Annotated in this window: 26 protein-coding genes and 1 pseudogene; 9 read left to right on the plus strand and 18 right to left on the minus strand. The window is 65.9% G+C overall.

Going from position 1 to position 26,610, the window contains the following annotated elements:
• The first annotated feature begins 5 nt into the window (after positions 1 to 5).
• The 6 genes from M6E97_RS03960 to M6E97_RS03985 all read left to right on the plus strand — a co-directional run bounded on the left by M6E97_RS03960 (position 6) and on the right by M6E97_RS03985 (position 4,676).
• Positions 6 to 323, plus strand: coding sequence for a hypothetical protein (locus M6E97_RS03960; protein WP_003124217.1), 318 nt, complete (start codon positions 6 to 8; stop codon positions 321 to 323).
• Position 324: 1 nt separating this feature from the next.
• Positions 325 to 543, plus strand: a complete 219-nt coding sequence (locus M6E97_RS03965) for a recombinase-like helix-turn-helix domain-containing protein (protein ID WP_003112909.1) — start codon at positions 325 to 327, stop codon at positions 541 to 543.
• A gap of 22 nt (positions 544 to 565) precedes the next feature.
• A complete protein-coding gene (locus M6E97_RS03970; protein WP_003130121.1) occupies positions 566 to 1,585 on the plus strand; it encodes an aromatic ring-hydroxylating oxygenase subunit alpha in 1,020 nt (339 codons plus the stop codon).
• A complete protein-coding gene (locus M6E97_RS03975) occupies positions 1,582 to 2,016 on the plus strand; it encodes a RidA family protein (protein ID WP_003130122.1) in 435 nt (144 codons plus the stop codon). Before M6E97_RS03970 ends, M6E97_RS03975 begins: the two co-directional genes overlap by 4 nt.
• A gap of 14 nt (positions 2,017 to 2,030) precedes the next feature.
• Entirely contained in the window at positions 2,031 to 2,987 is a 957-nt protein-coding gene (locus M6E97_RS03980; RefSeq protein WP_003112912.1) for a PDR/VanB family oxidoreductase, read from the plus strand.
• Positions 2,988 to 3,455: 468 nt separating this feature from the next.
• Positions 3,456 to 4,676 carry a hypothetical protein gene (locus M6E97_RS03985; protein ID WP_003112913.1) on the plus strand — a complete coding sequence of 407 codons (1,221 nt, stop codon included), beginning with the start codon at positions 3,456 to 3,458 and terminating at the stop codon, positions 4,674 to 4,676.
• A 61-nt stretch (positions 4,677 to 4,737) separates the two neighbouring features.
• On the opposite strand, the gene M6E97_RS03990 is transcribed toward M6E97_RS03985, so the two are convergent.
• From M6E97_RS03990 to metG, 18 genes and pseudogenes are all read right to left on the minus strand, one after another.
• The gene (locus M6E97_RS03990) at positions 4,738 to 4,917 is read right to left on the minus strand and encodes a PA3496 family putative envelope integrity protein (protein WP_003092052.1); all 180 of its coding nucleotides are present in this window, start codon (positions 4,915 to 4,917) and stop codon (positions 4,738 to 4,740) included.
• Between the two features lie 108 nt (positions 4,918 to 5,025).
• Positions 5,026 to 5,664, minus strand: coding sequence for an endonuclease III (gene nth / locus M6E97_RS03995; protein ID WP_003092050.1), 639 nt, complete (start codon positions 5,662 to 5,664; stop codon positions 5,026 to 5,028).
• Positions 5,661 to 6,377 (minus strand): electron transport complex subunit E, encoded by a 717-nt coding sequence (locus tag M6E97_RS04000; protein ID WP_003107418.1) that lies wholly within the window; start codon positions 6,375 to 6,377, stop codon positions 5,661 to 5,663. The genes nth and M6E97_RS04000 overlap by 4 nt, the downstream gene beginning before the upstream one ends.
• The gene (gene rsxG / locus M6E97_RS04005) at positions 6,370 to 7,014 is read right to left on the minus strand and encodes an electron transport complex subunit RsxG (RefSeq protein WP_003092047.1); all 645 of its coding nucleotides are present in this window, start codon (positions 7,012 to 7,014) and stop codon (positions 6,370 to 6,372) included. Before rsxG ends, M6E97_RS04000 begins: the two co-directional genes overlap by 8 nt.
• Entirely contained in the window at positions 7,014 to 8,048 is a 1,035-nt protein-coding gene (locus tag M6E97_RS04010; protein ID WP_033939497.1) for an RnfABCDGE type electron transport complex subunit D, read from the minus strand. The genes rsxG and M6E97_RS04010 overlap by 1 nt, the downstream gene beginning before the upstream one ends.
• A gap of 2 nt (positions 8,049 to 8,050) precedes the next feature.
• Complete coding sequence (rsxC, locus tag M6E97_RS04015) at positions 8,051 to 10,375, minus strand: electron transport complex subunit RsxC (protein ID WP_033939495.1); 2,325 nt, start codon at positions 10,373 to 10,375, stop codon at positions 8,051 to 8,053.
• Positions 10,372 to 10,938 (minus strand): electron transport complex subunit RsxB, encoded by a 567-nt coding sequence (rsxB, locus tag M6E97_RS04020; protein ID WP_003103780.1) that lies wholly within the window; start codon positions 10,936 to 10,938, stop codon positions 10,372 to 10,374. The genes rsxC and rsxB overlap by 4 nt, the downstream gene beginning before the upstream one ends.
• Positions 10,935 to 11,519, minus strand: coding sequence for an electron transport complex subunit RsxA (gene rsxA, locus M6E97_RS04025; RefSeq protein WP_003092041.1), 585 nt, complete (start codon positions 11,517 to 11,519; stop codon positions 10,935 to 10,937). Before rsxA ends, rsxB begins: the two co-directional genes overlap by 4 nt.
• A gap of 177 nt (positions 11,520 to 11,696) precedes the next feature.
• Positions 11,697 to 12,395, minus strand: coding sequence for a T6SS immunity protein Tli4 family protein (locus tag M6E97_RS04030; protein ID WP_003109999.1), 699 nt, complete (start codon positions 12,393 to 12,395; stop codon positions 11,697 to 11,699).
• A 428-nt stretch (positions 12,396 to 12,823) separates the two neighbouring features.
• Positions 12,824 to 16,123 carry a phospholipase D gene (gene pldA / locus M6E97_RS04035; protein WP_023111483.1) on the minus strand — a complete coding sequence of 1,100 codons (3,300 nt, stop codon included), beginning with the start codon at positions 16,121 to 16,123 and terminating at the stop codon, positions 12,824 to 12,826.
• 3 nt (positions 16,124 to 16,126) lie between these two features.
• Positions 16,127 to 16,633, minus strand: coding sequence for a hypothetical protein (locus M6E97_RS04040; RefSeq protein WP_033937716.1), 507 nt, complete (start codon positions 16,631 to 16,633; stop codon positions 16,127 to 16,129).
• Positions 16,624 to 17,073 (minus strand): bacteriophage T4 gp5 trimerisation domain-containing protein, encoded by a 450-nt coding sequence (locus M6E97_RS31165; RefSeq protein WP_416383692.1) that lies wholly within the window; start codon positions 17,071 to 17,073, stop codon positions 16,624 to 16,626. The genes M6E97_RS04040 and M6E97_RS31165 overlap by 10 nt, the downstream gene beginning before the upstream one ends.
• 53 nt (positions 17,074 to 17,126) lie before the next feature.
• A pseudogene (locus M6E97_RS31170) lies at positions 17,127 to 17,192 on the minus strand (hypothetical protein); the annotation flags it as partial.
• Positions 17,183 to 18,439, minus strand: coding sequence for a type VI secretion system tip protein TssI/VgrG (gene tssI, locus M6E97_RS04050; RefSeq protein WP_267262520.1), 1,257 nt, complete (start codon positions 18,437 to 18,439; stop codon positions 17,183 to 17,185). The gene tssI and the pseudogene M6E97_RS31170, both read right to left, overlap by 10 nt.
• A gap of 294 nt (positions 18,440 to 18,733) precedes the next feature.
• Entirely contained in the window at positions 18,734 to 19,171 is a 438-nt protein-coding gene (tsi3, locus tag M6E97_RS04055) for a T6SS effector muramidase immunity protein Tsi3 (RefSeq protein WP_003130155.1), read from the minus strand.
• Positions 19,168 to 20,394: a type VI secretion system effector muramidase Tse3 gene (tse3, locus tag M6E97_RS04060; RefSeq protein WP_003092026.1), complete on the minus strand. Its 1,227-nt coding sequence runs from the start codon at positions 20,392 to 20,394 to the stop codon at positions 19,168 to 19,170. Before tse3 ends, tsi3 begins: the two co-directional genes overlap by 4 nt.
• A gap of 86 nt (positions 20,395 to 20,480) precedes the next feature.
• Positions 20,481 to 21,281: a DUF4349 domain-containing protein gene (locus M6E97_RS04065; RefSeq protein ID WP_033938335.1), complete on the minus strand. Its 801-nt coding sequence runs from the start codon at positions 21,279 to 21,281 to the stop codon at positions 20,481 to 20,483.
• A 33-nt stretch (positions 21,282 to 21,314) separates the two neighbouring features.
• Positions 21,315 to 23,351, minus strand: coding sequence for a methionine--tRNA ligase (gene metG / locus M6E97_RS04070; protein ID WP_003092021.1), 2,037 nt, complete (start codon positions 23,349 to 23,351; stop codon positions 21,315 to 21,317).
• Positions 23,352 to 23,481: 130 nt separating this feature from the next.
• On the opposite strand from metG, the gene apbC reads away from it, so the two are divergent.
• The 3 genes from apbC (at position 23,482) to rhlA (ending at position 26,554) form a co-directional block, all read left to right on the plus strand.
• A complete protein-coding gene (gene apbC, locus M6E97_RS04075) occupies positions 23,482 to 24,576 on the plus strand; it encodes an iron-sulfur cluster carrier protein ApbC (protein ID WP_003092020.1) in 1,095 nt (364 codons plus the stop codon).
• A gap of 100 nt (positions 24,577 to 24,676) precedes the next feature.
• Entirely contained in the window at positions 24,677 to 25,243 is a 567-nt protein-coding gene (gene dcd / locus M6E97_RS04080) for a dCTP deaminase (protein WP_003092017.1), read from the plus strand.
• A gap of 423 nt (positions 25,244 to 25,666) precedes the next feature.
• Complete coding sequence (gene rhlA / locus M6E97_RS04085) at positions 25,667 to 26,554, plus strand: 3-(3-hydroxydecanoyloxy)decanoate synthase (RefSeq protein WP_003092013.1); 888 nt, start codon at positions 25,667 to 25,669, stop codon at positions 26,552 to 26,554.
• Positions 26,555 to 26,610 lie beyond the last annotated feature (56 nt).

Here is a 26,610-nt window from a genome sequence, read left to right on the forward strand (position 1 = left end):
CGAGCATGATCGACACCTTGTTGCTGACCGTGCTGCTCCGGCACGACCAGTCGAAGAATCTCGACGAGATCCAGGCCCGCATGAAGGCCATGGACTGGTGGGAGCGCTTTCCGGGAGAGGGCGTGGAGATCGTTTCCTGGACCGTCGCCATGGGCCTCGGCCAGATCGTCACCCTGCGCCTGCCGCCGGCCCTGCTGCCACGCGTCAACGTCGAACTGGAGCGCTCCGCCTGGGGCGTGTTCCGCACCGAATGCTACCCGACCTACGACTTCGTCCCGGTTCGCGAAACCATCCGCGAACGGGTCCGCACTGGAGGCCAATGACATGCAAGACCGTTACCTCGAACCCCATCAGGCCCGTACCCGCGAGCCGAACGCCTTCGAAGACCTGCTCGGCGATTCCATCGAGCGCGCCTACGCCGCCGGCCTGCACGACCTGCCGGGGCTGCTCGGCTACCTCAACCAGGCTGGCCCGACCTGCCCGGGCGGCGGTCCCTGGACCGAGGAAGCCTACAAGACCCTGATGGCCCGCCTGGGCGCGTGAACTCCCCCGAGAGGAAACCGCTATGAGCACCGTGGACCCTGTTGAACAGCTTCTCGCCAACGGCCTGAAGAACCTCTGGTACCCGATCTGCCCGGTGGGCTTCATCGAGGACAAGCCGGTGTCCCTGCGCCGCCTGGGCTACAAGCTGGCCGTCTGGCGCGATACCGACGGCACCCTGCATGCCCTCGAAGACCATTGCCCGCACCGTGGCGCGCCGCTGTCGCGCGGGGTGAACCTGGGCGACCGCCTGCAATGCCCCTACCACGGCGTGGAAGTGCGCTGCGACGGCGTTACCGCCCGCGTGCCCGGCAGCCCCGGCTGCAAGCTGGAAGGCAGCCAGGCCACGCGCTTCTTCCACATCACCGAGGCGGCCGGCGCCGTGTGGCTGTACAACTCGGCGGGCAATGTCGAGGAAGCCCCGCCGCTGGTGCTGCCCGAGCAACTGACCGACCCCGAGTTTTCCCACTTCCTCTGCTATACCGAGTGGCGCGGCGACTACCGCTACGTGCTGGACAACGTCATGGACCCCATGCACGGCACCTACCTGCACAAGCAGTCGCACTCCATGTCCGAGGGCGAAAGCCAGGCACGCTTCGTCACCCGCGACACCGACACCGGCTTCATCTTCGAGAAGGACGGCCAGCGCGGGGTCAACTTCGACTGGACCGAATGGGCCGACACCGGGATGCACTGGATGCGCCTGGAGATTCCCTATCCGAAGACCGGCGGCCCGGGTGGCAACTTCCATATCGTCGGCAGCTACACGCCGATCGCCCGCGACCTCTGCGCGGTGTTCCACTGGCGTTGCCGGCCGCTTACCGGCTGGCAGCGTGACACCTGGCGCTTCCTCTACAGGAACCGCCTGGAGGTGCGTCACTGGGCGGTGCTGGAGCAGGACCGGGAAATGCTCGAGTTCATGGAGCCGGACGCCAACCAGAGGGAGAACCTCTACCAGCACGACCTCGGCCTGGTGCGCCTGCGGCGGCACCTGAAGAACCTGGCCAAGGCCCAGCTGGAACTGATCGAGGCCCGGCAACTGTGACCGTCGTGCGCCGGATCCGCGCCGCGGCGCTACCCGACCTGCCGGATGCAAGCTGGTCCAATGCCCTGCTGGTGGGAGAGGAGCTGGTGATGTCCGGCATGACCGCGCACCCGGCCACCCGCCAGGCCGTCGAGCGCGGCGCCGCGCTCGACGCCCATGCCCAGGCCCTGGTGGTGCTGGGCAAGGTGAAGGCGCTGCTGGAGGCGGCGGGAGGCCATGTCGGCAACCTCTACAAGCTCAACGTCTACGTCAGCCGCATCGCCGACAAGGACGCTATTGGGCGCGCGCGGCAGGAGTTCTTCGCCGGCCAGGGCACTTTTCCCGCCTCCACCCTGGTCGAGGTGAGCGGCCTGGTGTTTCCCGAACTGCTGGTGGAGATCGACGCCTGGGCGCGCCTCGATATCGACCTGGCGAACTGCGACGAAGCCTGAAAGCGAGGTAGAAGATGACTCACGACAACAGACTGGCGGCCTTCGTCCATACCCTGCGCTTCGAGGCGCAGGGTATCCTCGGCGTCGAACTGCGCCCGCAGGGCGACCAGGTCTTTCCGCCATTCAGCGCCGGCGCGCATATCGACCTGCACCTGCCCAACGGCCTGGTGCGCAGCTACTCGCTGCTCAACTCGCCGGAGGACTGCGGCCGCTATGTGCTCGGCATCCTGCGTGATCGCGGCAGCCGCGGCGGCTCCGCGTTCGTCCACGATAGCCTGCGGGTCGGCATGCAATTGCAGATATCCCGGCCGCGCAACCTGTTCCCGCTGGAGGAAAACGCTGCGCACAGCGTACTGGTGGCCGGTGGCATCGGCGTGACGCCGATCTACTGCATGTTCAACCGCCTGCGTGCGCTGGGACGTTCGGTGGAGCTGCTCTACTGCGCGCGCTCGCGCCAGGAAGCCGCCTTCGTCGAAGAACTGGCCGCCAGCGATGCCGCTATCCAGCTGCATTTCGACGACGAGAAGGGCGGCCCCATGGATCTCGGCGCCTTCCTTGGCGCACGGGCGTCCACCGCGCATTTCTACTGTTGCGGGCCGACCCCGATGATCGATGCCTTCGAGACGCACTGCGAACGCCTCGGCCATCCGCATGTGCATATCGAGCGCTTCGCCGCCGCGCCCCAGGCCCCGGCGGCGCCCCAGGGCAGCTACGAAGTGCGCCTGGCGCGCAGCGGCACGAGCATCGAGGTGCCGAGCGGCAAGTCGTTGCTCGACGCCCTGCTGGAAGCTGGCGTGGCGGTCGATTGCAGTTGCCGCGAGGGCGTTTGCGGTTCCTGCGAGACCCGTGTGCTGGAAGGCGAGCCGGAGCATCGCGACGGCGTCCTGACCAAGGCGGAAAAGATCGCCAACCAGACCATGATGGTCTGCGTGTCCGGCTGCAAGGGATCGCGCCTGGTGCTCGACCTCTGATCCCCGGTTATTCCCGCGTTGCCTTTGGACCGGCGTTTGTAACGCCGGTTTTTTTGCCTGGGGATCGAGCCCGGCCAAGGTTGGAATAGCGTTCCGGGGGGGACGAAAAGTGTCACCGTGATCTTTCTACGCACCCGCTTCGGGCGTTTTCGTTACCTTGCCAAGAGCCTGTTTCGAGGGTGAAAAGAAGTTGCGCGTTTAATATATAAACAACTGTATTTAAAGGATTTTTTTGTTTTGGTAGATTGTTCTTGCACTGGCATGGTTAATGCTCGAAACGTTGTGCCGCATATGAAACGAAGTGCGGAGCGATAACACAACCGAGGCCGTTCCGCCGGCCGGGAAAAATAAAAAACAAGAGCAACCGGAAACCAACTATCCAAGGCCACCCGCGCTGTCGGCGAAGTTCGCCGAAGGGGTTCGGCTTGCTCGAAAAAACGCTGCCCTGGCGCACTCGTAGACGAGGTCATGATGAAAACCCATCCGCTGTTCCCCGTACTTCTTCTTTCCAGTCTTTCGGCCCTGGCCGCTTCGCCGCCGTCCGAGGCGTCGAAGACCGGCAAGCCTTTCCCGCATGTCGGCCTGCGCAGCGACGACGGGCGCAGCAGCCTGGATATCGGCGGCGCGCTGCGGGTGAACTACCGCGACGAACACTGGAAGAGCACGGAAAACAATGGCCGCCTGCTGTTCGATACCTTCCGCCTGGATATCCAGGCAACCCACGAGGACTTCTTTTCCGACCTCGGCTACTGGTTCCAGGACGACGGCAAGCGGGCCATCGACCGCGGCTTCGTCGGCTATCGCTTCAGCGACCTATCCAGCCTGCAATTGGGCGCGCCGTTCAAGCCGTTCGGCCTGGAGCCCTATCCGCAGTTCGGCTGGAGCTACCACATCCCGTTCTTCCTGGGCTACGGGGTCAGCGCCGGCAGCGGCGCCAAGTACGTCTACAAGGACGCCGACTGGCATGTCCAGGCCGGCTATTTCCCACGGATGCTGCCGGGCGGTGTGCGCTATTCGCCGGAAGTCGGCCGTTATGCCGACCTGGACGACAACGCGGTCGCGGCGATTCATTCGCGGCAGGACAACGAGAAACGTGACCAGCTCAACCTGCGGGTCGCCCGTAATCTCGCCGGAGATGGCTGGAAAAGCGAGTTGGGCGCGTCGCTGGCGGCCTCGCGCCTGTACAACGCGACCACCAGGGACGATGGCCGCTACTGGGCGGCGGGGTTGCATGGTGTGCTCAACGCCGGCAACTGGACGTTCAGCGGCGAAGCCATTCGCTACGCTTTCGATCCGAAGAACCCGGCGGGCGTCAGCGACGACGTGGTACTCATGGGTACCAACGGCCTGACCCCGGCCTACCTGATGGCCGCCAGGGCCTCGGTGGCGTCCTTCAACGTCGCCTACGACGTGCCGACGCCGAACCTGGGCATGCTGAAGAAGCTGCGCTTCTACAACGACTACAGCCGCATGTTCAAGGACAAGGCCGGCTGGGACGACTCGCAGATGTATACCGCAGGGGTGCAGTTCTTCGCCTTGCCGATCATGGGCTGGCTGGACTTCACCTGGGGACGCAACGCCAATCCCTACGGCGGTGCCGAGAGCGGCACGGGCTTCAGCAGCACCAGTTCGTCGCGCAGCAACGAGTGGATATTCCGCACCAACCTGAACATCGGCTACTACTTCTGAACGGCGGAAAAAACGAAGCCCCGCCAATTGCGGGGCTTGCTTGCGGTGTGGACGGCGCTGCTCACAGGTCGAAGTCGTAGTCTGACAACTGGCGCTGCAGGCGGCGTTCTTCCAGCAGGTTGTCGATGATGCGACGCTTGGTCAGGTTGGTCTTGGCCACCTCGACGCTGGTTTCCTCGCCGTCATCCTCTTCAACGCCGGCTTCGTCGTCGATCTCGAGTTCTTCTTTGGCTTTTGCCATGACATTCACTCCAACTTATGGGGTGGTAATGGCGCACCTTATAGCGACAAAGCCGTGGCTGGTAAAAAAGATTTTTTCAATCGTAAAGATAGGATTTCGAATAGTTGATCAATCGTCTGAAGTCTTGTGCTTGTATTCGCACAGGTCCTCGATCCGACAGCTTCCGCATTGCGGCTTGCGCGCCTTGCAGACGTAGCGGCCATGCAGGATCAGCCAGTGGTGGGCATCGAGCAGGTACTCGCGCGGCACGAACTTCAGCAGTTTCTTCTCCACTTCCAGAACGTTCTTTCCCGGTGCTATGCCGGTGCGGTTGGCGACGCGGAAGATATGCGTGTCCACCGCCATGGCCAGTTGCCGGAAGGCGGTATTGAGCACCACGTTGGCGGTCTTGCGGCCAACCCCGGGCAGGGCTTCGAGGTCCTCGCGGTTGTCGGGGACCTGGCCGCCGTGCTTTTCGATGAGGATGCGGCAGGTTTCGATGACGTTCTTCGCCTTGCTGTTGTAGAGGCCGATGGTCTTGATGTACTCCGACAGCCCCTCGACGCCGAGGGCGTGGATCGCCTCGGGGGTGTTGGCCACCGGATAGAGGCGGGCGGTGGCCTTGTTCACCCCGACGTCGGTGGCCTGGGCGGAGAGGATCACCGCGATGAGCAGTTCGAAGGGGGTGGTGTAGGCCAGTTCGGTCCTTGGCTCGGGGTTGTCTTCGTGCAGTCGGCGGAAGATCTCCGCGCGCTTGGCGGCATTCATTCAATCACTCCGGTGACGCGGACGCGCTGGCGCTGGGTGGCGGGTACGTCGCCCGCCTGCACCTTGGCGCGTTCCGCCAGGCTTTCATCGATACGGTTCTTCAGGGCGATCAGCAGGCCGAGCATGATGAACGCGCCCGGCGGCAGGATCGCCAGCAGGAAGCCCTGGTACTGTGGGAACGGCTGGATCTTCCAGTCCGCCGCCGCCGGGCCGAACAGCAAGTGCATGTCGGCCAGCAGGGTACCCTGGCCGAGCAGCTCGCGCAGGCCGCCGAGGACCAGCAGGACCAGGGCGAAGCCGAGGCCCATCAGCAGTCCGTCGAAGCTGGCGCGCAGCACGCCGTTCTTCGCCGCGAAGGCCTCGGCGCGGCCGAGGATCACGCAGTTGGTGGTGATCAGCGGGATGAAGATGCCGAGGACCTGGTACAGCTCGTAGGTCCAGGCCTGCATCAGCAGTTCGATGCAGGTGGTCAGCACGGCGATGATCATGACGAACGCCGGCAGCCGGATCGCCTCGCTCACCGCGCCGCGCACCAACGATACCGCGGCATTGGAGCAGGCCAGCACGAGCATGGTGGCCAGGCCCAGGCCGAGGGCGTTGACCGTCGAGTTGCTGGTGCCCAGCAGCGGGCAGAGGCCGAGCAACTGGACCAGGCCCGGGTTGTTGCGCCACAGGCCGTTGCGGGCGATCTCGCGGAAATCTTGTTCACTCATGTCCGGCAGCCTCTTCGGGGGCGAGCAGGCGTTCGCGGTTGGCGTCGAAGTAGCGCAGCGCCTTGTGCACGGCGCGGACCACGGCGCGCGGGGTGACGGTGGCGCCGGCGAACTGGTCGAACGTACCGCCGTCCTTCTTCACCGCCCAGCCGGCGTCCGCCGGATCGCCCAGGCTCTTGCCGTCGAAACCGTGCACCCAGGGACTCTTGGCCAGTTCGATGCGGTCGCCGAGGCCGGGGGTTTCCTTGTGCGCGACGACCCGTACGCCGAGCAGCCGGCCCTGGGCGGTGACCCCGACCAGTAGCTGGATGGCGCCGCTGTAGCCATCCGGCGCGCTGGCCTGGAGGATCACTGCGCTGGCCTGCCCGTGCAGGCGGGCGACATAGGCCGGACGCGGCGCATCCAGGCCGAGCAGCTTCGGCGCGAAGGTTGGCACCTGGCTGTCCAGCGGATGGTTGTCGTAGCTGCCCGGCGGCAGCAGTTCCAGCAGGGCGCGGCCGCGCGCCTCGCGCTGGGCTTCGGCGATGCGCGCTTCGGTGAATTGCTGCACCAGTGCTACCAGGCCCACTCCGACCAGGGCGAAGAGCCCGAGCAGGAGGGCATTGCGCAGCATCGAACGGCGAGTCGCGGCGTCCATCAGTCGCCTGCCTTGAAGCCGCGCTCGGCCTTGCGATGGCCGTAGGTGCGCGGCCGGGTGTAGTAGTCGATGGTCGGCGTCGCCAGGTTCATCAGCAGCACGGCGAACGCCACGCCATCGGGATAGCCGCCCCAGGCGCGGATGACGTAGGTGAGGACGCCGACGCCGAGGCCGAAGACCAGCCGCCCGCGATTGCTGGTGGCGCCGGACACCGGGTCGGTGACGATGAAGAAGGCGCCGAGCATGGTCGCCCCGCTGAACAGATGGAACAGTGGCGAGCCATGGGAATCGGAGCCGGAACCATTCCAGAACAGCAGGCTCATGGCGAACAGGCCGGCGAGCATGCCCAGCGGCGCGTGCCAGGTGAACAGCCGGCGCCAGAGCAGGAACAGGCCGCCGAGGAGGAACGCCAGGTTGACCCACTCGCTGCCGGCGCCGCCGAGATGGCCGAAGGCCGGGTTGCCGGCGAACAGCTCGTCGACGGTCAGGCTGCGGTCGGTCTTCAGCACGTCGAGGGCGGTGGCGTGGGCCCAGGCGTCCGGCCGGCTAGCGAGGCCGAGGAATTCGCGGAGGCTGTCGGGCAGGCCGAGGGCGCTGTCCGGCGAGGGCCAGCGGGTCATTTCCAGGGGAAACGAGACCAGCGCCACGACGTAGCCGAGCATCGCCGGGTTGAACGGGTTCTGTCCGAGGCCGCCGTACAGGTGCTTGCCGAACACCAGGGCGAAGAAGGTCGCCACCAGGGTCAGCCACCAGGGGGCGTAGGGCGGCAGGGCGACGGCCAGCAACAGGGCGGTGACCAGCGCGCTGCCGTCCTTGAGGAACACCCCCGGCGGACGTTTGCGCAGGGCCAGCATGGCGGCTTCGCAGGCCAGCGCGACGAGGCTGGCCCAGGCCAGGTTGAGCAGGGTGCCCGGGCCGTACAGCCAGGTAAGCGTCAACAGGCCGGGGACGCAGGCGCCGAGCACCAGGCGCATGATCGCCGGGGTACGGTTGGAGCCGCGGGCGTGGGGCGAGGTGGGGCGGGGCAGGGCCATGGTCACTCCGTGCCGTGTTCGGTCAGGGCGCGCTCGGCGGCGCTCAGGCGCGTGCGGGCGGCGGCGAGTGCGGCGGGGTCGGCGTTCGCCAGGCGTTCGAGCTTCTTCAGGGCGGCGCGGGCGTAGGCCAGCTCGGTCTTCAGCTCGCGGGTGCGCGGGTCGACCGGGCGCTTGTCGATCCGCACCAGCTCCGGCGCCGGCTTGCCGCAGGCGTCCTCGGCGGCATGCAGGTCGCGCTCGGCGGCTTGCAGCTCGCCGCGCAGGCGTTCCAGCTCGCTGTCCATCACCCCGGCCTGCTCGGCCTTCTTCAAGGCCGCGCGCTTGCCGACCAGGGCGATCTTCGCCCGCTTCAGCGCCGCCTGGCCGTCGTCGCCGGGCGCCGCGGGCTTCGGCGCGTGACGCTCGAGGCGGGCCAGGGTGGCTTCGCAACGCTCGACCTCGGCCCGCAGTTCGTCGAGGGTCGCCCGCTGCTCGGCGCCGGGCGCTTCGCCGAAGGCCTTTTCCGAGCGCTTGAGCTGGGCGCGGGCCATGGCGGCCTGGGCCTTGGCCTTCTTCAGTTCGGCTTCGTCGTCGAGCGCGGCTGGCGGTGCGCTGGGTAGGTCGCGCGGCAGGCTGGCTTCGGCATCGGCCAGGGCCTTGTCGGCGGCCTCGGCGGCGGCGCGCAGTTCCGCGACCAGGCCATGCTGTTCCGGGGTGTCGTGGCTGAGCAACTGTTTCTCGGCCTTCTTCAGGGCCACCCGCGCCATGCTCGCTTCGATCTTCAGCCGTTTCAGTCGTTCGCTGCCGCTACCGGCCTGCTTGCGCGCCCTGGCCCGCTCGATCGCCGCCTGCACCGGGTCGACCGCCGTGGCGGGGGCGGCTTCCTCGCGCTCGGCCTGGGCGGCGCGCACCAGCGCGGCCTTCTCCGCGCGTTGGGCGCGTTCTGCGGCCCGGCGCTCCTCGTCGCGGCGCAGGCGAGCCTGGCGTTGCTCGAAACGCTCACGGGACTGTTCGGCCTTCAGCAGCTTCTGCCGCTGCTCGCGGATCTCCGCCTTGGACGCGCGGTAGTACTGCACCAGGGGAATGCCCGACGGGCAGACGTAGGCGCAGGCGCCGCATTCGATGCAATCGAACAGGTTGTGGGCGAGCAATTGCTCGTGCTCGTCGCCCAGGGCGAAGAAATGCAGTTGTTGTGGCAGCAGGCTGACGGGGCAGACCCGGGCGCAGTCGCCGCAGCGGATACAGGGCATGGCCGGCACTGGTTCCGGCAGCTCCGTGGCATCGCCGGCGAGCAGGCAGTTGCAGGTCTTGATCAGCGGCACCGAGAGATCGGGCAGGGCGAAGCCCATCATCGGCCCGCCCATCAGCACGCGTTGCAGGCGTCCCTCGGCGAGGCCGGCGAACGCCAGCAACTCGTGCACCGGCGTGCCGATCAGCGCCTCGACGTTCATCGGCCGCTCCAGGGCGCTGCCGGCGAGGGTGGTGATCCGCGAGATCAGCGGCCGACCGAGGACGACGGCATCGTGCACGGCGGCCAGGGTGCCGACGTTCTGGCACAGGATGCCGATGTCCGCCGGCAGGCCGTCCGCCGGGACTTCCCTGCCGGTGAGCAACTGGATCAACTGGCGCTCGCCGCCCGAGGGATAGCGGGTCGGCAGGGCGACGATGCGATAGGGCCGTTCACCGAGGGCGGCGCCGAGGGCGGCGATGGCTTCCGGCTTGTCGTCCTCGATGCCGACCAGCACCTCTTCGGGGCACAGGATCTGCACCAGGATATCGATGCCGCCCAGCACCTGCGTGGCGCGCTCGCGCATGAGCAGGTCGTCGGCGCTGATGTAGGGCTCGCATTCGGCGCCGTTCACCACCAGCGTATGGATCTTTTCCGCCGGGCGCGCGGCGAGCTTGGCCGCGGTGGGGAAGCCGGCGCCGCCGAGACCGCCGATGCCGGCCGCGCGGATGCGTTCGAGCAGCGCCAGCGGACTTTCGGCGCGGAAGTCCGGGCAGGGATGCAGCTCGGTCCAGCGCTCCAGGCCGTCGCTGGCGATGACGATGGCCGGCGCGGGAAGACCGGAGGCATGCGGATAGGGGTGTGCGCCGATCGCCACCACGGTACCCGAGGTCGGGGCATGCAGCGCGGCGCTGACGGTGCCGTCCGGGAGGGCGATGGTCTGGCCCTTGAGCACGGCCTGGCCGACTTCCACGCAAGGCCGCGCCGGCGCGCCGATGTGCTGGCCGAGCGGCACGATGTAGCGCTGCGCCAGCGGCGCCTGCTGGATCGGCAGGGCGGTGGAGCGCTCCTTGTTGGCCGGCAGGCAGAGGCCGCCGGGGAAGGCGTGCAGGGCGCTCATGCCGCTCGCTCCCGGTCGCTGGCGATCAGTCGCGGCGACGGCTGCGGCCATTTCCAGTGGCGCACGTCGTCCGGTATCTCGCGCATCTCGATGCAGTCCACCGGACAGGGCTCCAGGCACAGGTCGCAACCGGTGCATTCGTCGGCGATCACCGTGTGCATCAACCGTGCGGCGCCGACGATGGCGTCCACCGGGCAGGCCTGGATGCACTTGGTGCAGCCGATGCATTCGGCCTCGCGGATGTAGGCTACCCGCGGCGGGGTTTCCTCGGCGGCGTCGAGCGGCTCGGGCTCCAGGTCGAGCAGGTCGGCGAGGGCGCGGATGGTCGCTTCGCCGCCCGGCGGGCACTTGTTGATCTTGTCGCCGGCGGCGATCGCCTCGGCGTAGGGCTTGCAGCCGGGGTAGCCACACTGGCCGCACTGGGTCTGCGGCAACAGGGCGTTGACCTGCTCGGCGACCGGATCGCCCTGGACGCGGAAGCGCACCGCCGCATAGCCGAGCAGCGCACCGCCGGCCAGGCAGATCGGCAGCAGCGCGCCGATCGCCAGGAACACGCCGTTCATGGCCGGACCAACCCGCTGAAGCCCATGAACGCCAGCGACATCAGGCCGGCGGTGATCATGCCGATGGCCGCGCCGCGGAACGGCGCCGGCACGTCGGCGATGGCGATGCGCTCGCGCAGGGCGGCGAACAGCACCAGCACCAGGGAAAAGCCCAGCCCGGCGCCGAAGCCCTGGGTAGTGGCCTGGAGGAAGCCGTATTCAGCCTTGTTGGCGTTGAGCAGGGCGACGCCGAGGACGATGCAATTGGTGGTGATCAGCGGCAGGAAGATGCCGAGCACCCGGTACAGCAGCGGGCTGGTCTTCTTCACCAGCATCTCGGTGAACTGCACCACCACCGCGATCACCAGGATGAAGCCGATGGTGCGCAGGTACTCCAGGTCCAGCGGGCGCAGCACGTAGCGTTGCAGGATATGGCTGCACATCGCCGCCAGGGTCAGGACGAAGGTGGTGGCGAGGGACAGGCCGATGGCCGTCTCGATCTTCCGCGACACGCCCATGAACGGGCACAGGCCGAGGAACTGCACCAGGACAAAGTTGTTGACCAGGATGGCACTGACCAGGATCAGGGCGAGTTCAGTCATACGCGAAGCATTCGTTGCAGGGCCGGGGCCGTCGGGGAAATCCCCTATTATCGGGTGGGATTGCCCTGCAAGGCTAGCGTACCTTCGCAGTTTGGCATGGCAACCCAGTCAGTCGCAGGCGCCGCCAGGACCCATGGTCCATGGCGGAGGCTCGTGCAAGTGCCCGCGATGTGGGTTTCAGCGCGCCAGCCGCTGCTCGATGCTTTGGCTCAGGGCCTTCAGGCGGGGCAGTACTTCTTCGGGGGGCGGGGTGTAGTCGGTGAGGTCGTCGGTGCCTTTCTGGAAGGTCTGCACCTGGATCGCTACCAGCGGATCGAGGGTGCCGCCTGTATGGGCCAGGCCGAACCAGGCGCGTTCCCGTTCGCCGGAGTCGGGGCGCGGGTCGAGGCGCCAGCCTTCGAAGGCGGCCAGGCGCTTGCCGATGTGGAGGCTGTCGAGCAGCGCGCTTTTTTTCCATTTCTGCCGGTCGTAGCCGGGACGGAAGTCGCTGTCGTAGAGGCCGCTGGTGGGACGGGTCTGCCAGGGATCGTTGGCCGAGGCGGTGAGCAGGCTGAAGATCACGTTGGGCGTGCGGGTGAAACGCAGGCTGTTCTTCAGTTCGTAGGCGGTCTTGCCGTCGTCGGCGATAAAGCCGTAGGGGAAGCAGATGCCCGGTTCGTTCGGCACTTCGTAAAGCTCGCGGGTGCGGAAACGGGCGATTAGGTCCTTGATGCGCTGGGCGGAGTTCTCGGTCGGCTTGGAGAAGGTGAAGTAATAGACCCGCTGGTTGCGCCAGAGCAGGACATGGAAGGGGATATTCTTGCTGCCAAGGATATGGGAGTCGGGGATGCCGAGATCGTGTTCGTAGATCTTGGCGAGAGGAATCTTGGCCTCCATTTCTGCGATTCCTTTTTTTATCCGTTCAATACTTTTCTCTTCGCTCTTGTTTTTTTGGAGCGTACTTATTGCTTTCTTATCTAGTTTTATGTTTTCTCTAAGATGGTCTTGGTATATTTCTGCTGTTCCTTTTATGTAGTTTGAGGCGTTATGGAATTCATTTTTATCAACCTTTTCGGAAACGTAAAAAATCATACTGTCGTAGTCATAGCTGCCGTTGTCACCTACGGCGGTCACCTCGGCGGTAAAGTTATGCCCCCCCCCTTTGGATATCTGCCAGACTCGTGAGGCATCATAAGTTGCCCACTCCATCTCCTCCGGTATCTCGAAGGTCATTCGACCCAGACACTCCTGGTATTTACTTGAGGGGGCTTCTGCCCAAGTTATATTCGAGCTGCTCAATAGGATAAGACCCATCAAAACCCTTTTCATGTGCGATGCTTTCCTTGTGCCGAGCTATCTCCATTCATGGCGACCTGGGTGGGAAGCGATCTGCTGTCCTGATGTGCCAGGATGCTTAGATTCAAGCCAGAATCATTGCGCTCACCACGGGTCCAACTGGTTGGTAGAGCCGTGATGAAACCGGAAACCCCGTTGGGTGGTGGGAAGGTTTTCACCGAAGTGAGATTAGATGAGCGCCAGAAGATTTCCTGATATGGCATCGGCTCCATCAGTTGTCCGCCCGCCCTTAACTCGCCAGGTTTTCTGTATGCCCAGGTTGGCCATATGGAGGCGGGAAATCCGTCCTCAAATCCTTTAGGCGGCTCTGGAGTCAGTTGCAGTTGAGTCTGGCTGATATTTTGGGGAATAAAATTGAAAGTCCGTTCATAGGCACGAGTATTCTCCTTGGCTAATGTTTGTATAGCTTCCCAGGCCTCTTGAGCCGCCGGGATGGACAGATAAGCACTCAACTCGCTGGCCGGCTTGACGAAACCGCCTGGCCCCTGGCTCAAGCCAAAATGCTTCTTCCACAAATTCACCCGCAACTGGTGGATGGCCTTGCCGACGATGGCGTCGTTCTTGCCGTCCAGCCTGACCGTCAGCGGCTCGCTGTCGCGCACCATCACCGCCAGCTCGGAGTCGCGCTCGCCTTGCAGGCTGCGGTCGTTGATATTGGCGCTGCCGAGGATGGCCACCCGGTCGTCGGCGATCAGCAGCTTGCTGTGCACGTAGATCTGTTCGGTGACCACCCGCCCGCCGAGCACCGCCCAGGTGCGCAGGTTGAGCAGGGTCAGGTAGCGGCTCCAGTCCTGCTGTTCGTAGACCGGGCGACCGCGAGCGTCCTTGCGCTCGATGATTTCCCGGGCCTGGGCCGGGTCGGACTTGCCTTCCAGGGCCTTGAGCGCCATCTGCCGCTGAATGCGCTTGACCAGGCTCTGTTCGCCGAACACCAGGCTCTGCTGGGTCAGGTGCACCTGGTGCATGATGTTCGGCACGTTCAGCGCGCCCTCCGGGTGCACCGGCAGGACCAGGTAGACGTGGAACGGGTGCTCGCGCTGGATGGCCCGTTCGATGCGCCGCGCCAGGGCTTCGCCGATCTCGTTGAGCAGGCCGTGCTGGGCCTCGCCGAGCTTGTGGGTGAGCCAGCCCTGGGCGTTCACGCCCCACATGGCGAGCATCGACTTGAGGAACTGGCGGGCCTCGGTGCCAGGCTCCTGGGCGATCTTCTCCACTTCGGCCCAGTCCAGCAGCCAGAGGTCGCGCTGCTCCAGGGCTTCCTCCAAGCGTATCCGGACGACGAAGTCGCGTCGCAGGCTGCCAACGTCGCGCAGACTGGCCATGGGGCCTGAAAGGGGCAGATCCTTGAAAACTTCGCTTTCCTTGCCGAACTCGCTCTGGAAGAACTGGTTCTCGATATAGATGAACTGCTGCGCCCCGGAAATCGCCAGGAGCATGGCGTCCTTGCAGTTGCTCTGGACTCCTTCGGTGGAGACGCCGACCTGCAAGGGCAGGTTCACTCCCGCGCCGAGGCGGCCGGCCTGCTCCTGTTCGAGCATGCGCGCCGCGGCGCTGCGCAGTACCTGTACGGTCATGCCGCCGCGGCGCACCTCCGGCTCTTGCGGCAACTGTTCCGGCGCGTTGATCCAGCAGGGCGTGGGTGGGTCCAGTTCGAGCCGGAGGTTGCGCTTCTCGTCCAGGTAGTTCTCCAATCCCGCGGCGGCGGCCAGGCTGTTCAGCCACTTCATCACGGCTTCCAGGGCGCTGCGTACCAGCGCCGTATCCTGTAGCGCCGGCGTCTTGGCCAGGTAGGCCTGCTGGCCGTTCCAGCGGTCGATGAAGTTGCGCGCCAGGTCGTACACCGACGGCCCTTCGATGCGGCAATGCACATCCTGCCAGGGCATGCGCGGCTGGTCGGCGGCCAGCCGGGCGTTGTCCGGCGAGGCCAATGGCTGAGGCGCTTCGTCCAGGTAGCGATAGGGTTGCTGGTGGCCTCCGGCGCGAGCCTGCAACAGCCTGTGGAGTGTCCAGAACAGCGAGCCGGCCAACTCGCCGGCCTTGCCGCTCAGGTTCTGCGGGATATCTTCGAAGCCCTTGCCGCTGATCAGGGTCAGGACCTGGCCCAGTTCGGTTTCGCTCATCCACTGGTTGATCAGGAGCAGGCTCTTGATCCGCAGGGCTTCCGGCAGGTTGAGCGCGGCCGTGCGCAGTTCCTCCAGCCAGGCGCGCAGGCGGCGTTCGAGTTCAGGCTCGATGGGCAGGGCGTCGAGGTTGTCGGCGATCAGGTTGGCAATGGCGCGGATGCTGCTGGCGACCATCTGCCGCCTGAGCGCATCGAGCCGTTCGAAGCCTTCGTCCAGGCCTTCTTTCGAGCTGTTGTAGGCGCGGCCGAGCCATTGCAGGGAGGGCAGCATCGGGCTGCGGAACAGGTCGGAAAGGTAGGCGGCGCCGTTGAGGGCGCGGGCGCGGCTGGGTGCGAGGGGAATGCTCAGCAGCGGTTCGTCGCTGGCGGCGATGTGCGGGAAGGGCGACAGGCGAAGGGTGGGCGCATGCAGCGTCAGGCTGGCGAGCGGCCTGGAAAGGTCGAACAGGGTGGCCATCATCAGGCCCATGGAGCTGACGTGTTCGTCCTCCGCCATCCAGCCAAGATGCGGTAGGCCGGGATTATAGGCGTCGTTGCCCCGGCGCCCGGAGGCGTCGAGGCTGAAATCGTTGTCGTCGCGACGGCCATAGGCAAGGTCGATCCCGCCGACATAGCCGATGCGGTTGTCGATCACCACGGATTTCTGGTGGTGGGAGAAGGCGACGCCCAGTCCCTGCATGTCGCTCTGCTGGATCGCCGGCGTACAGAAGGCGCGCGCGCCGCCCTCGAGTCCGGCGTTGAGCTGGAACACCGCGAGCATGGTTTCGAAGTCATAGGTGCCGAGGCTGCCGGAAGGGCTGAGCCAGGGCATCACGTAGACCTTCAGCGCGGGCGAGCGCTCCAGCGCCTGGCGCAGGCACTGCCAGAGGCTGCGGCGGCCGTCGAGGAGGACGTCGTAGTTGACCTGCCAGCCGGTGATGAAGATGCTCGAACTGGCGCTGTCGAGGGCGCTGGCCAGGTCGCTGAAGTAGTCCCGGCCGGTGGTGAAGAAGCGGACCCGGTTACCGGCCCGCTTTTCGGAAAAGAGGTTGGACCCCTTGATGAAACAGCCCGGTGCGGAAATGGCTACGCAGGGGCTGCCATCCTGCTGGTTGATCTGGTTGAGTTCCTTTTCGTGGAGGCCGTTGTAGGGCTTCTTCTGCAACATGGATCAGTCCTTGGCCAGTAGGTGGGAATAAAGGTCGCCTTCGCAGCAACTGTCGAGCTTGCCGCGCTGGTGTTCGAGCGGGGTGGGCGCGCGCTGGCCGCCCAGGGTGTCATGGAAGTCCAGCGCGCCCAGCGCGTGGCGCGTGGCGTCCCAACCCTCACGCTCCCGATGCGGACGGATGCCTATTCGTTGCCCCGGATACACCAGCCAGACATCGCCAGGCGCACGCTCGCAGGCGTTCGATAGCTGACGCTGTTGAGTGTCGTCCAGCACCAACCGTCCCTTCTCGTCGCTCTCGCCTTCCAATACCAGGTTGTGCTCCTTACCCTGGACGATGCGCCAGGGCGTATGAATCAAGGGGAATCCTTCGTCTCCGGGAATATCCTGCAAACGGATATCGAAGCGGTATTCGCCGTTCTGCTTCGGATCGCTGGCGTGGAGACCGGCGTTGGCGGGTTGTAGCGGGCGTCCTGCGACATCGGCGTCCGCCGCCCCCGGCGTCAACGGCATCTTGATCGCGATCCCCGAGCCGCTTCCCGGCGCGCCGCCTGCATTGATCCGTGCCAGCGGGCCGCTGATGGCGATGCCGCTTGCGTCAAGCCGGATACGTGCTGGCTGTCGCCGACCGTCAGATGGTCATCGGCCTTCAGCTCGACCTTGCGCTCTCCGTGCACGGTGTGATGCTCCTCGGCCTTGAACTCGCTGTAGCTGTTCGCCTCCACGGTGTCGTGGCGTTCGTGGCCGACGCGGATCTTCTGGTCGTGCTCGATGTTCTCGTCCCAGTCGCGCTGGGCATGGACGAAGATCTGTTCCTGGCCCTTGCGATCCTCGATGCGCAGCTCGTTGTAGCCACCACCGCCAGGGCTGCTGAGGCTCTTGAAGACGCTGCGGGTCTGGTTGCGCCGGCAACTCGTAGGGCACCGGATGTTCCGGCTGTGGTAGACAGGCAGCCGGTGACCAGCGGCTGGTCGGGGTCGCCTTCGAGGAAGTCCACCAGCACTTCCATGCCGACCCGCGGGATGGCGATGCCGCCATAGCCGTTTCCCGCCCAGCCGGAGGCTACGCGCAACCAGCAACTGCTGCTTGTCGTCGGCCTGGCCCTCGCGATCCCAGTGGAACTGCACCTTGACCCGGCCGTAGCGGTCGCAGTGGATTTCCTCGCCCGGCGGGCCGGTCACCACCGCGGTCTGGTGCCCAGCACGCGCGGCTTCGGGGCTCCAGCGGGGGACGGAAGAACGCCTCCCAGGGCGTGGCCTGGAAGCGGTTGCGGTAGCCCTGCCGGAAGTCGTCCGGGCTCGCCGAGGTGTCGGAGACGATGCTCTCTTCCAGCACCTGCGGCTGCCGCCCTTCGTGGAAGACCTCGGTGAGCAGCCAGAGGTCGTTCCACTCCGCGCGGGGATGGGCGGCGAGCTCCAGGAAGTGCCCGCTGAGCAGCAGCGGTTGGTCGCTGACCCCTCGGCCAGGCGGTAGTCGGCGCGGTGCCGTTCCAGGGCGCGCTGGCCAGGTGCTTGCCGCGCTGGCGATCGACGAAGCGACCGGGATAGTCGTAGTCCTCCAGGTCCGGCTCGGCCGGGGCGTCGGCAGCGGGGCGATTGCGGCCTCCAGCAGCAGCCGCGGCTTCTCGAAGTCGTAGTCGCGGCGAGTGGTGCGCGTGGTGCGGCTGGCCAGGCGCAGGCTGAAGCGCTTGATCACCGGTTCGTCGGCGACCAGCCCACTGTCGTGCACGTAGGCGGTGGGACGGCCCAGGCGGGGGAACACCGTCTGGTCGTCGCCGAACACCAGCAGGTGCGCCTCGGCGCTGTGCCGGAAATGGAAATGGATGCCCTCTTCGGCACAGAGGCGCTGGACGAAATGCAGGTCGCTTTCGTCGTACTGCACGCAGTATTCGCGCTCGGGATACCGGGTGCCGAGCTGGAAGCGGTAGGCGTCGGCGAGGATGCCGTGCTCCTCGAGGATCAGGGCGACGATCTGCGGCACCGTGAGGTGCTGGAAGATCCGCTGGTTGTTGCGCTGGGCGAGGTAGGCCAGGTGTGGGACGAGGGTGAGGCGATAGCGGGTCAGGCGCTTGCCGGCATCGCCCTGGGCAGCGCCGTAGACCAGGCCGTGGACACCCTGGCCCTGCGGGGTGAAGGCGAGGAAGGCGGGCCGGTGCAGGAACGTTTCGAGGTCGAGGCCGGCACGCTCTCCGACCAGTTCGAGTTCGAAACGGTAGGGGCGACTGATGCCTTCGTGGCCGTTGAAGGCGAGGACCTGCAGGTCATGGCGGAGGCCGTCGAGGCTGAGGCTGAAGTGAGTCTGGTTGGCCGGGTTGAACATCCGCTGTCCCCTGTTTCTCGAAAAACCTGCACGGCTGGCGTCCCTGTTCGCCGTGGTCGCTCCGAAGAGCGGGATAGCGCGGATGCTACGTCAAAAAAACTGTGCAAATTGTTGCGCACATCGCCGGAAAACCGCGGCGCGCCTGAGTCTCAGTACTATGAAACAAAATATGTGAGGGAAAATCCGATGGGCGCAGACTGAGCGAAAAAGCGCTACCGCAACCCGAGCAGGATGCTGCTCCGCCCGGATCGACGGAGGTTCCACGGAGCGTCCGGCACTCCGCAGAGAGCGGTTCTATTGCAACCTGGCCCGCTCCAGCAGCGCCCAGGCCAGGGCGAAGGTCGGTTCGCCATCCTCGCTCTGCTCGCTGGCGCTGACCACGATCCACCGCGCGCCCGCCGGCTTGGCTGCCCACAGGCGGTATTCGCTGCCTGCGGAGCCGCCGTCGTCTTCCTCTACCTTGTAGCGCGCCTCGCCGTCGCCCAGGCGCCTGCTCGCCAGGTCGGTCGGGGGTGGCGCGTCTTGGCGCTGGACCTCCAGTTGGCGTGGGTTGCGCAGCTTGCCGCCTTCGTCGAAGCGGAAGCCCTCGGCGCTGCGCCGCGCGTCGAAGCCGACGGGGCGCTCCACCACCAGGCCGTTCGGGTGGGTCAGGGTCTTGTCGAAGTCCACCCCGGACTCCGCGGTGCAGGCCAGCAGGGCGAGGCTGGCGAGAATCAGGGCGACTGTCTTCATGGGAACCTCATTCCAGGGTCGAGGAAGGTGGCGTAGGCATCGTCGACGAACATCGGCCAGCCCGGCGACAGGTTGTCGTCCCAGGGCCGCGAGGTGTATTCCGAGGCCAGCGCGCGGACATTGTCCCGCGGCCAGTTGCGAGGATTGCCGGCGTAGGCGCGGAGATCGATGGAGGGAAATGCACCGCGGGTCTTCGGCAACTTGCGCAGGTCCTGTTGCGACGCCAGGTTGGCGACGTAGCGGATGTAACGGGCGGTGGCGAAGATGTTGAATTCGTCGGAAGCCAGCAGGGTGGCGACCGCCTTGCGCGACAGGCCGCGGCGCACCGGCTGGCCGAGCAGGTCGGTGAACAGCTCGTACTTGATCGCGGTGGAGACCACCACCTGGCCGAGGCCGATGGAGGTGTTGGCGCTCTTGATGCTGACTGCCGCCTGATAGTCCTTGGCGTCTTCGTCGCGGGTCTGGTCACGCTGCTCGGCGAGGATGATCGCGCCGATCAGTTGCGGCGTCAGGTCGTACTTGCGCGCAGCCGCGGACATGACCTTGGCCCGCGACGGCGGGTTGCCCGGATAGGCGTCGGGGAACAGCGTGCTGATCGGCTGGCCGACCAGCGTCTGTGCCTGGTTCAGCTTGTCTTGCGGCGACAGCTGGCTCAGGTAGGCGCCCAGGTCGCCGAGCGGGTTGCTGTACTTGGTGACGGTCGCCGGGTCCTTGTTGAGCAGCTTGAGCTGGTCGCCGAAGGCAATGGACGGCAGGTCGGTCGGATTGACGCCGGTGGCGCCGACCCCGCTGAACGGACCCTGGATCGCCTGGCTGGCCACCCCGGTGGCGCCGGCCGCGGCGAAGCCCAGGCGACCGGCGGCGTCGGCGAGGTCGGCGCAGATGTCGAAGAAAGTGATGGTGGGGAAGTAGATCCAGTTGTCGGTCTGGGTGCCCAGGGGATTGTTGATCAGGCTGCGGATCAAGGCATTGCGTGCCTGGTAGCGCTGCATGGTGGTGCGCCCGGCGATGCTGGCGATCAGCGAGCGCGCCAGTTCCGGCGGGCCCACCCGCTGGAACAGCTTGATCAGCGAGCCGCTCTTGTCGAGTGCGGCGATGGTCGCATCGGGCACGTTGTCGTTGCGGATCGCGGCGATCACCCGGCGGGCTTCCTGGCGGGTCACCTGCCAGTCGTCCCAGCTATAGGAAATCAGTGACTCGATCAGGTCGCTGGTGGCGGTCATCGGTCTTCCTCCTTGTGAGTTGCCAGGCCCGTCAGGCGGTCCTGGGCGAAAGAGCGGACCCTCCCGGTCCGCCCGTATGCCTGGGCTCAGCGCGCCTCGTTCTTGCCGGGCCGCCGCAGCCAGCGCCACAGGCCGCGCAGCAACAGGCCCAGCGGCAGCAGCACGACGAGGAACGGCAGGCTGTAGGCGAAGAATTTCATCGCGGCGATGGTGCCATCGACAAGGTCGTCGAGCAGTTGCCCGGCGGCCGTGGCGAGCTGGCCGAGGCGGCTGTCCGGCTGCGCCTCGTTGCTGAAGCTCAGGGTCAGCAGGTTGGTAGCGATGCGCCGCTGCTGCTGGGCGCCGGCCTGGGCGTTGTCGGCCAGTTGGGCTTCCACCGCGGCGATTTCCTTGGCCAGGGCCAGCAGGTCGCCGACGCTCATGTCCTTGCGCCCCTGGTATTGCTGCAGGGTCTGGTACTCGCGTTGCAGGCGCTCGCGTTGCTGGCGGGTGTCGGCGACCGCCTGGGCCAGGTCCTCGGCGCGGGTCTGCCGGCTTTCCAGCGTGCCGCCCTCGGCAGCGGCCGCGACCAGCTTCTCCACGCCGTCCGGGACGATGCGCACGGTGAGTTCGGCGTAATGGCCGATACCGCCGCGTTGTTCGATGGCGAGCACGTCGCACTGGCCGAAGCGCTCGCTGTTGCAGGCGTCGCGGCTGGCGGCGAGTTGCGCGTCGATACGCGCGGCGGAAAGGCGGATGCCGACGCGGTGTTCGTAGGCGAGGGCGGTGCCGGGTTTGCCCGTCTCGCCCTGGAAACCGGCATTGCCGGAGACGCTTTCGGCGTGTTCGGCGGAGCATCCGTAGAGCGCCGCCAGCAGGACGCCGGCGGCAAGCTTCCATGCGTTCATTCTATCGAGCCCTCCATGGCTTCGTGGTCTGCGTTACTTGACGCGCTGGCCCGGCTTGGCTCCGCTGTCCGGACTCAGCAGGTAGATCTCCTCGCCACCTGGGCCGGCGGCCAGGACCATGCCCTCGGACACCCCGAACTTCATCTTGCGCGGCGCCAGGTTGGCCACATAGAGCGTCAGGCGGCCTTCCAGGGCGCTCGGGTCGGGATACGCGCTCTTGATCCCGGAGAACACGTTACGCTTCGCGTCGCCGATGTCCAGCGACAGGCGCAGCAGCTTGTCGGCGCCTTCGACGAACTCGCACTTCTCGATCAGGGCGATGCGCAGGTCGACCGCGGCGAAAGCGTCGAAGTCGATCTCCGCGGCGATGGGTTCCTTGACCAGCTCGCCGTTGCCGGCGGGTTGGGATGCGGCGGCGGCGAGGTCTTCCTTGGAGGCTTCGATCATGGCTTCTACTTTCGCGGGCTCGATACGGGTCATCAGGGGCTGGAACGGGTTCAGTTGGTGGTTGGCCAGCAGGGTCCGGTGGTCGGCCCAGGTCAGCGGGGCGACGTTGAGGAAGGCTTCGGCGGCGGCGGCCAGCTTCGGCAGCACCGGCTTGAGGAAGATCACCAACTGGCGGAACAGGTTGATGCCCAGGCCGCAGACGGCCTGGACCTTGTCCTGCTGGCCTTCCTGCTTGGCCAGCGCCCAGGGCGCCTGTTCGGCGATCCAGGCGTTGGCGCGGTCGGCGAGGGCCATGATCTCGCGCATGGCGCGATTGAAGTCGCGGGCCTCATAGGCCTCGGCGATGCCCGGTGCGGCCTCGCGGAAGGCGGCGAGCAGCTCCGGCGCAGGATCGGCGCCGACCAGCACGCCGGCGTTGCCCTTGTGGATGAAGCCGGCGCAGCGGCTGGCGATGTTGACGACCTTGCCGACCAGGTCGGAGTTGACCTTCTGCACGAAGTCCTCGAGGTTCAGGTCGAGGTCCTCGACGCCGCGGCCGAGCTTGGAGGCGTAGTAGTAGCGCAGGTATTCCGGGTCCAGGTGGTCGAGGTAGGTGCGCGCCTTGACGAAGGTGCCGCGCGACTTGGACATCTTCTGGCCGTTCACGGTCAGGTAGCCGTGCACGTTCAGCGCGGTCGGCTTGCGGTAGCCGGCGCCTTCGAGCATGGCCGGCCAGAACAGCGCGTGGAAGTTGACGATGTCCTTGCCGATGAAGTGGTACAGCTCGGCACTGGAGTCCTTGCCCCAGAACGCGTCGAAGTCCAGCTCGGGACGCCGCGCGCAGAGGTTCTTGAAGCTGGCCATGTAGCCGATCGGCGCGTCCAGCCAGACGTAGAAGTACTTGCCGGGAGCGTCGGGAATCTCGAAGCCGAAGTACGGCGCGTCGCGCGAGATGTCCCACTGCTGGAGGCCGCTGTCCAGCCACTCGGCGAGCTTGTTGGCCACCGACTCCTGAAGGGCGCCGCTGCGGGTCCATTGCTTGAGCATGGCCTCGAAGTCCGGCAGCTTGAAGAAGTAGTGCAGCGATTCCTTGAGCACCGGAGTGGCGCCGGAGATCGCCGATTTCGGGTCCTTCAGTTCGGTCGGGGCGTAGGTCGCGCCGCAGGCCTCGCAGTTGTCGCCGTACTGGTCGGCGGTGCCGCACTTCGGGCAGGTGCCCTTGATGAAGCGGTCGGCGAGGAACATCTGCTTTTCCGGGTCGAAGTACTGGGTCACCGGGCGGGTGTCGATGTGCCCGGCGTCGCGCAGTTTCAGGTAGATCGCGCTGGACAGCTCGCGGTTCTCTTCCGAGTGGGTCGAGTGGTAGTTGTCGAAGTCCACCAGGAAGTCGGCGAAGTCGCCCATGTGCTCGGCGCGCACGGCGTCGATCAGTTGCTCGGAGGTGATGCCCTCGCGCTCGGCGCGGAGCATGATCGCCGAACCGTGGGCGTCGTCGGCGCAGACGTAGACGGCCTGGTTGCCACGCATCTTCTGGAAGCGCACCCACATGTCCGTCTGGATGTACTCCAGCATGTGTCCCAGGTGAATGGAACCGTTGGCGTAGGGGAGGGCGCTGGTAACGAGGATCTTGCGTGGTTCGGACATGGGTTCGGCTTATCGGCTGAGAGCTAAACGGATCGGTCACTATAAAGAAGCGGCGGTTTTTTTTCATCCGCGCGCCACTCGGGTAGGATGACCGGCATCGATTCCCCGCTTAACCCTCAGGAAATCCCCCATGTCCGCTATCACTCGCCAAACGGTGGAAGCCACCCTCCGCCAGTACCAGGACCCCTATCTGAACCAGGACCCCGTCAGCGCCGGCTGCCTGCGCGAGGTGGAGATCCAGGGCGACCGCGTGCGGGTGCGCCTGGAACTGGGGTACGCCGCCGGGCTGTTCAGAAACGGCCTGGCGCAAACCCTGCAAATGGCCCTGGAGGCGCTCGACGGCGTCGCTCGCGCCGAGGTCCGGGTCGACTGCGTGATCCAGCCGCACAAGGCACAGCCGCAGGTCGAGGTGATGGGCAACGTGAAGAACATCGTCGCGGTGGCTTCCGGCAAGGGCGGCGTCGGCAAGTCCACCACCGCCGCCAACCTGGCCCTGGCCTTGGCCCGCGAGGGTGCGCGGGTGGGTATCCTCGACGCGGACATCTACGGACCCAGCCAGGGCATCATGTTCGGCCTGCCGGAAGGCACCCGGCCGAAGGTCCGTGAGCAGAAGTGGTTCGAGCCCCTGGAGGCGCACGGGGTGCAGGTGATGTCGATGGCCTTCCTCACCGACGACAGCACGCCGGTGGTCTGGCGCGGGCCGATGGTCTCCGGTGCCCTGATCCAACTGATCACCCAGACCGCCTGGGACAACCTCGACTACCTGGTGGTGGACATGCCGCCGGGCACCGGCGACATCCAGCTGACCCTGGCGCAGAAGGTGCCGGTGGCCGGCGCGGTGATCGTCACCACCCCCCAGGACCTGGCGCTGCTCGACGCGAAGAAGGGCGTGGAGATGTTCCGCAAGGTGAACATCCCGGTGCTCGGCGTGGTGGAGAACATGGCGGTGCATATCTGTTCCAACTGCGGCCATGCCGAGCACCTGTTCGGCGAGGGCGGCGGCGAGAAGCTGGCGGCGCAGTTCGGCGTCGAGCTGCTGGCGTCCATGCCGCTGTCGATCGCCATCCGCACCCAGGCCGACAGCGGCCGGCCGACGGTGATCGCCGACCCGGAAAGCCAACTGGCGATGCTCTACCAGGAAATCGCCCGCCATGTCGGCGCGCGCATCGTTCTCAGCGAGCGGGCCAGCGTCGGCCTGCCGAACATCAGCATCAGCGACGACTGAGGCGCTCGGGCAGCCGTCGGCGACGGCTGCCTTTGCCCTGGGGCGGCGGCCCCGGTAAGATTCGCGATCATTTTTCGCAGCTTTCGACAGGACACCCTCCATGACCATCAAATCGGACAAGTGGATTCGCCGCATGGCTCAGGAGCACGGCATGATCGAGCCGTTCGTCGAGCGCCAGGTGCGCGGCGCGGACGACAGCCGGGTGATTTCCTACGGGGTGTCCAGCTACGGCTACGACGTGCGCTGCGCCGCCGAATTCAAGGTGTTCACCAACATCCATTCGGCGGTGGTCGATCCGAAGAACTTCGACGAGAAAAGCTTCGTCGACATCAACAGCGACGTCTGCATCATCCCGCCGAACTCCTTCGCCCTGGCGCGCACCGTCGAGTACTTCCGCATCCCGCGCGACGTCCTGACCATCTGCCTGGGCAAGAGCACCTACGCGCGTTGCGGCATCATCGTCAACGTCACCCCGCTGGAGCCGGAGTGGGAAGGCCATGTGACCCTCGAGTTCTCCAATACCACCAACCTGCCGGCGAAGATCTACGCCAACGAAGGCGTGGCGCAGATGCTCTTCCTGCAATCCGACGAGGCCTGCGAAGTGTCCTATAAGGACCGTGGCGGCAAATACCAGGGCCAGCGCGGCGTGACCCTGCCAAAAGCCTGACGCCAGAGCGTTTCGACACCGGAAACCGGGCCTGGCGCCCGGTTTTTTCATGCCTTTTCCGCCAACCCCTCGCTGTTCCCCGCCGGCCGCTCTGGCACGCCTTATCGCGGGCGGGCAGGGGCTTATGCGCAGGCGGCCGCCCGTCCTGTGAAATCTGGCAGTTACCGTTAGCTTTCGAATTGGCTAAAAAGTGTTCATCGGCTACGCGTGAACACGGACGCCAATCGTTTGCGCAGGCCGATCTGCAAGACCCACACAAGCCCCTCGCCTGAAGGGGTACGCATCCGCCGTGGCTGGTCCGCGCGGATGGCCGCTGAGTTACTTGTCTGCCGTTCGAACAATAAGAACGAACTCTACGTAATGCCGGGATACCCGTGGCAGCGATAGCTGTTTGCCTGTTCGAAAATTTTTGGGAGGTGTGAAATGCGGCGCGAAAGTCTGTTGGTATCGGTTTGCAAGGGCCTGCGGGTACATGTCGAGCGCGTTGGGCAGGATCCCGGGCGCAGCACGGTGATGCTGGTCAACGGCGCGATGGCGACCACCGCCTCGTTCGCCCGGACCTGCAAGTGCCTGGCCGAACATTTCAACGTGGTGCTGTTCGACCTGCCCTTCGCCGGGCAGTCGCGTCAGCACAACCCGCAGCGCGGGTTGATCACCAAGGACGACGAGGTGGAAATCCTCCTGGCGCTGATCGAGCGCTTCGAGGTCAATCACCTGGTCTCCGCGTCCTGGGGCGGTATCTCCACGCTGCTGGCGCTGTCGCGCAATCCGCGCGGTATCCGCAGCTCGGTGGTGATGGCATTCGCCCCTGGACTGAACCAGGCGATGCTCGACTACGTCGGGCGGGCGCAGGCGCTGATCGAGCTGGACGACAAGTCGGCGATCGGCCATCTGCTCAACGAGACCGTCGGCAAATACCTGCCGCCGCGCCTGAAAGCCAGCAACCATCAGCACATGGCTTCGCTGGCCACTGGCGAATACGAGCAGGCGCGCTTTCACATCGACCAGGTGCTGGCGCTCAACGATCGGGGCTACCTGGCTTGCCTGGAGCGGATCCAGAGCCACGTGCATTTCATCAACGGCAGCTGGGACGAGTACACCACCGCCGAGGACGCCCGCCAGTTCCGCGACTACCTGCCGCACTGCAGTTTCTCGCGGGTGGAGGGCACCGGGCATTTCCTCGACCTGGAGTCCAAGCTGGCCGCGGTACGCGTGCACCGCGCCCTGCTCGAGCACCTGCTGAAGCAACCGGAGCCGCAGCGGGCGGAACGCGCGGCGGGATTCCACGAGATGGCCATCGGCTACGCCTGAACCCTTGACCTGCGAAGACCCGGCCTGGCCGGGCTTTGCGGTCGCATAACGCACGG

Source organism: Pseudomonas sp. B111, assembly GCF_026428275.1.
Classification (GTDB): domain Bacteria; phylum Pseudomonadota; class Gammaproteobacteria; order Pseudomonadales; family Pseudomonadaceae; genus Pseudomonas; species Pseudomonas aeruginosa.

Bases quoted from the DNA above. Each gene is read 5' to 3' on its own strand.
- M6E97_RS03965 (WP_003112909.1), top strand. From the start codon at position 325: ATGCAAGACCGTTACCTCGAACCCCATCAGGCCCGTACCCGCGAGCCG.
- M6E97_RS03960 (WP_003124217.1), top strand. From the start codon at position 6: ATGATCGACACCTTGTTGCTGACCGTGCTGCTCCGGCACGACCAGTCG.
- M6E97_RS04065 (WP_033938335.1), bottom strand. From the start codon at position 21,281: ATGAACGCATGGAAGCTTGCCGCCGGCGTCCTGCTGGCGGCGCTCTAC.
- metG (WP_003092021.1), bottom strand. From the start codon at position 23,351: ATGTCCGAACCACGCAAGATCCTCGTTACCAGCGCCCTCCCCTACGCC.
- apbC (WP_003092020.1), top strand. From the start codon at position 23,482: ATGTCCGCTATCACTCGCCAAACGGTGGAAGCCACCCTCCGCCAGTAC.
- M6E97_RS03985 (WP_003112913.1), top strand. From the start codon at position 3,456: ATGATGAAAACCCATCCGCTGTTCCCCGTACTTCTTCTTTCCAGTCTT.
- M6E97_RS03990 (WP_003092052.1), bottom strand. From the start codon at position 4,917: ATGGCAAAAGCCAAAGAAGAACTCGAGATCGACGACGAAGCCGGCGTT.
- nth (WP_003092050.1), bottom strand. From the start codon at position 5,664: ATGAATGCCGCCAAGCGCGCGGAGATCTTCCGCCGACTGCACGAAGAC.
- tse3 (WP_003092026.1), bottom strand. From the start codon at position 20,394: ATGACCGCCACCAGCGACCTGATCGAGTCACTGATTTCCTATAGCTGG.
- tssI (WP_267262520.1), bottom strand. From the start codon at position 18,439: ATGTTCAACCCGGCCAACCAGACTCACTTCAGCCTCAGCCTCGACGGC.
- M6E97_RS04010 (WP_033939497.1), bottom strand. From the start codon at position 8,048: ATGGCCCTGCCCCGCCCCACCTCGCCCCACGCCCGCGGCTCCAACCGT.
- M6E97_RS04000 (WP_003107418.1), bottom strand. From the start codon at position 6,377: ATGAGTGAACAAGATTTCCGCGAGATCGCCCGCAACGGCCTGTGGCGC.
- M6E97_RS04040 (WP_033937716.1), bottom strand. From the start codon at position 16,633: ATGCCGTTGACGCCGGGGGCGGCGGACGCCGATGTCGCAGGACGCCCG.
- pldA (WP_023111483.1), bottom strand. From the start codon at position 16,123: ATGTTGCAGAAGAAGCCCTACAACGGCCTCCACGAAAAGGAACTCAAC.
- M6E97_RS04030 (WP_003109999.1), bottom strand. From the start codon at position 12,395: ATGGAGGCCAAGATTCCTCTCGCCAAGATCTACGAACACGATCTCGGC.
- M6E97_RS03980 (WP_003112912.1), top strand. From the start codon at position 2,031: ATGACTCACGACAACAGACTGGCGGCCTTCGTCCATACCCTGCGCTTC.
- rsxG (WP_003092047.1), bottom strand. From the start codon at position 7,014: ATGGACGCCGCGACTCGCCGTTCGATGCTGCGCAATGCCCTCCTGCTC.
- dcd (WP_003092017.1), top strand. From the start codon at position 24,677: ATGACCATCAAATCGGACAAGTGGATTCGCCGCATGGCTCAGGAGCAC.
- M6E97_RS03970 (WP_003130121.1), top strand. From the start codon at position 566: ATGAGCACCGTGGACCCTGTTGAACAGCTTCTCGCCAACGGCCTGAAG.
- rsxC (WP_033939495.1), bottom strand. From the start codon at position 10,375: ATGAGCGCCCTGCACGCCTTCCCCGGCGGCCTCTGCCTGCCGGCCAAC.
- tsi3 (WP_003130155.1), bottom strand. From the start codon at position 19,171: ATGAAGACAGTCGCCCTGATTCTCGCCAGCCTCGCCCTGCTGGCCTGC.
- rsxB (WP_003103780.1), bottom strand. From the start codon at position 10,938: ATGAACGGCGTGTTCCTGGCGATCGGCGCGCTGCTGCCGATCTGCCTG.
- rhlA (WP_003092013.1), top strand. From the start codon at position 25,667: ATGCGGCGCGAAAGTCTGTTGGTATCGGTTTGCAAGGGCCTGCGGGTA.
- rsxA (WP_003092041.1), bottom strand. From the start codon at position 11,519: ATGACTGAACTCGCCCTGATCCTGGTCAGTGCCATCCTGGTCAACAAC.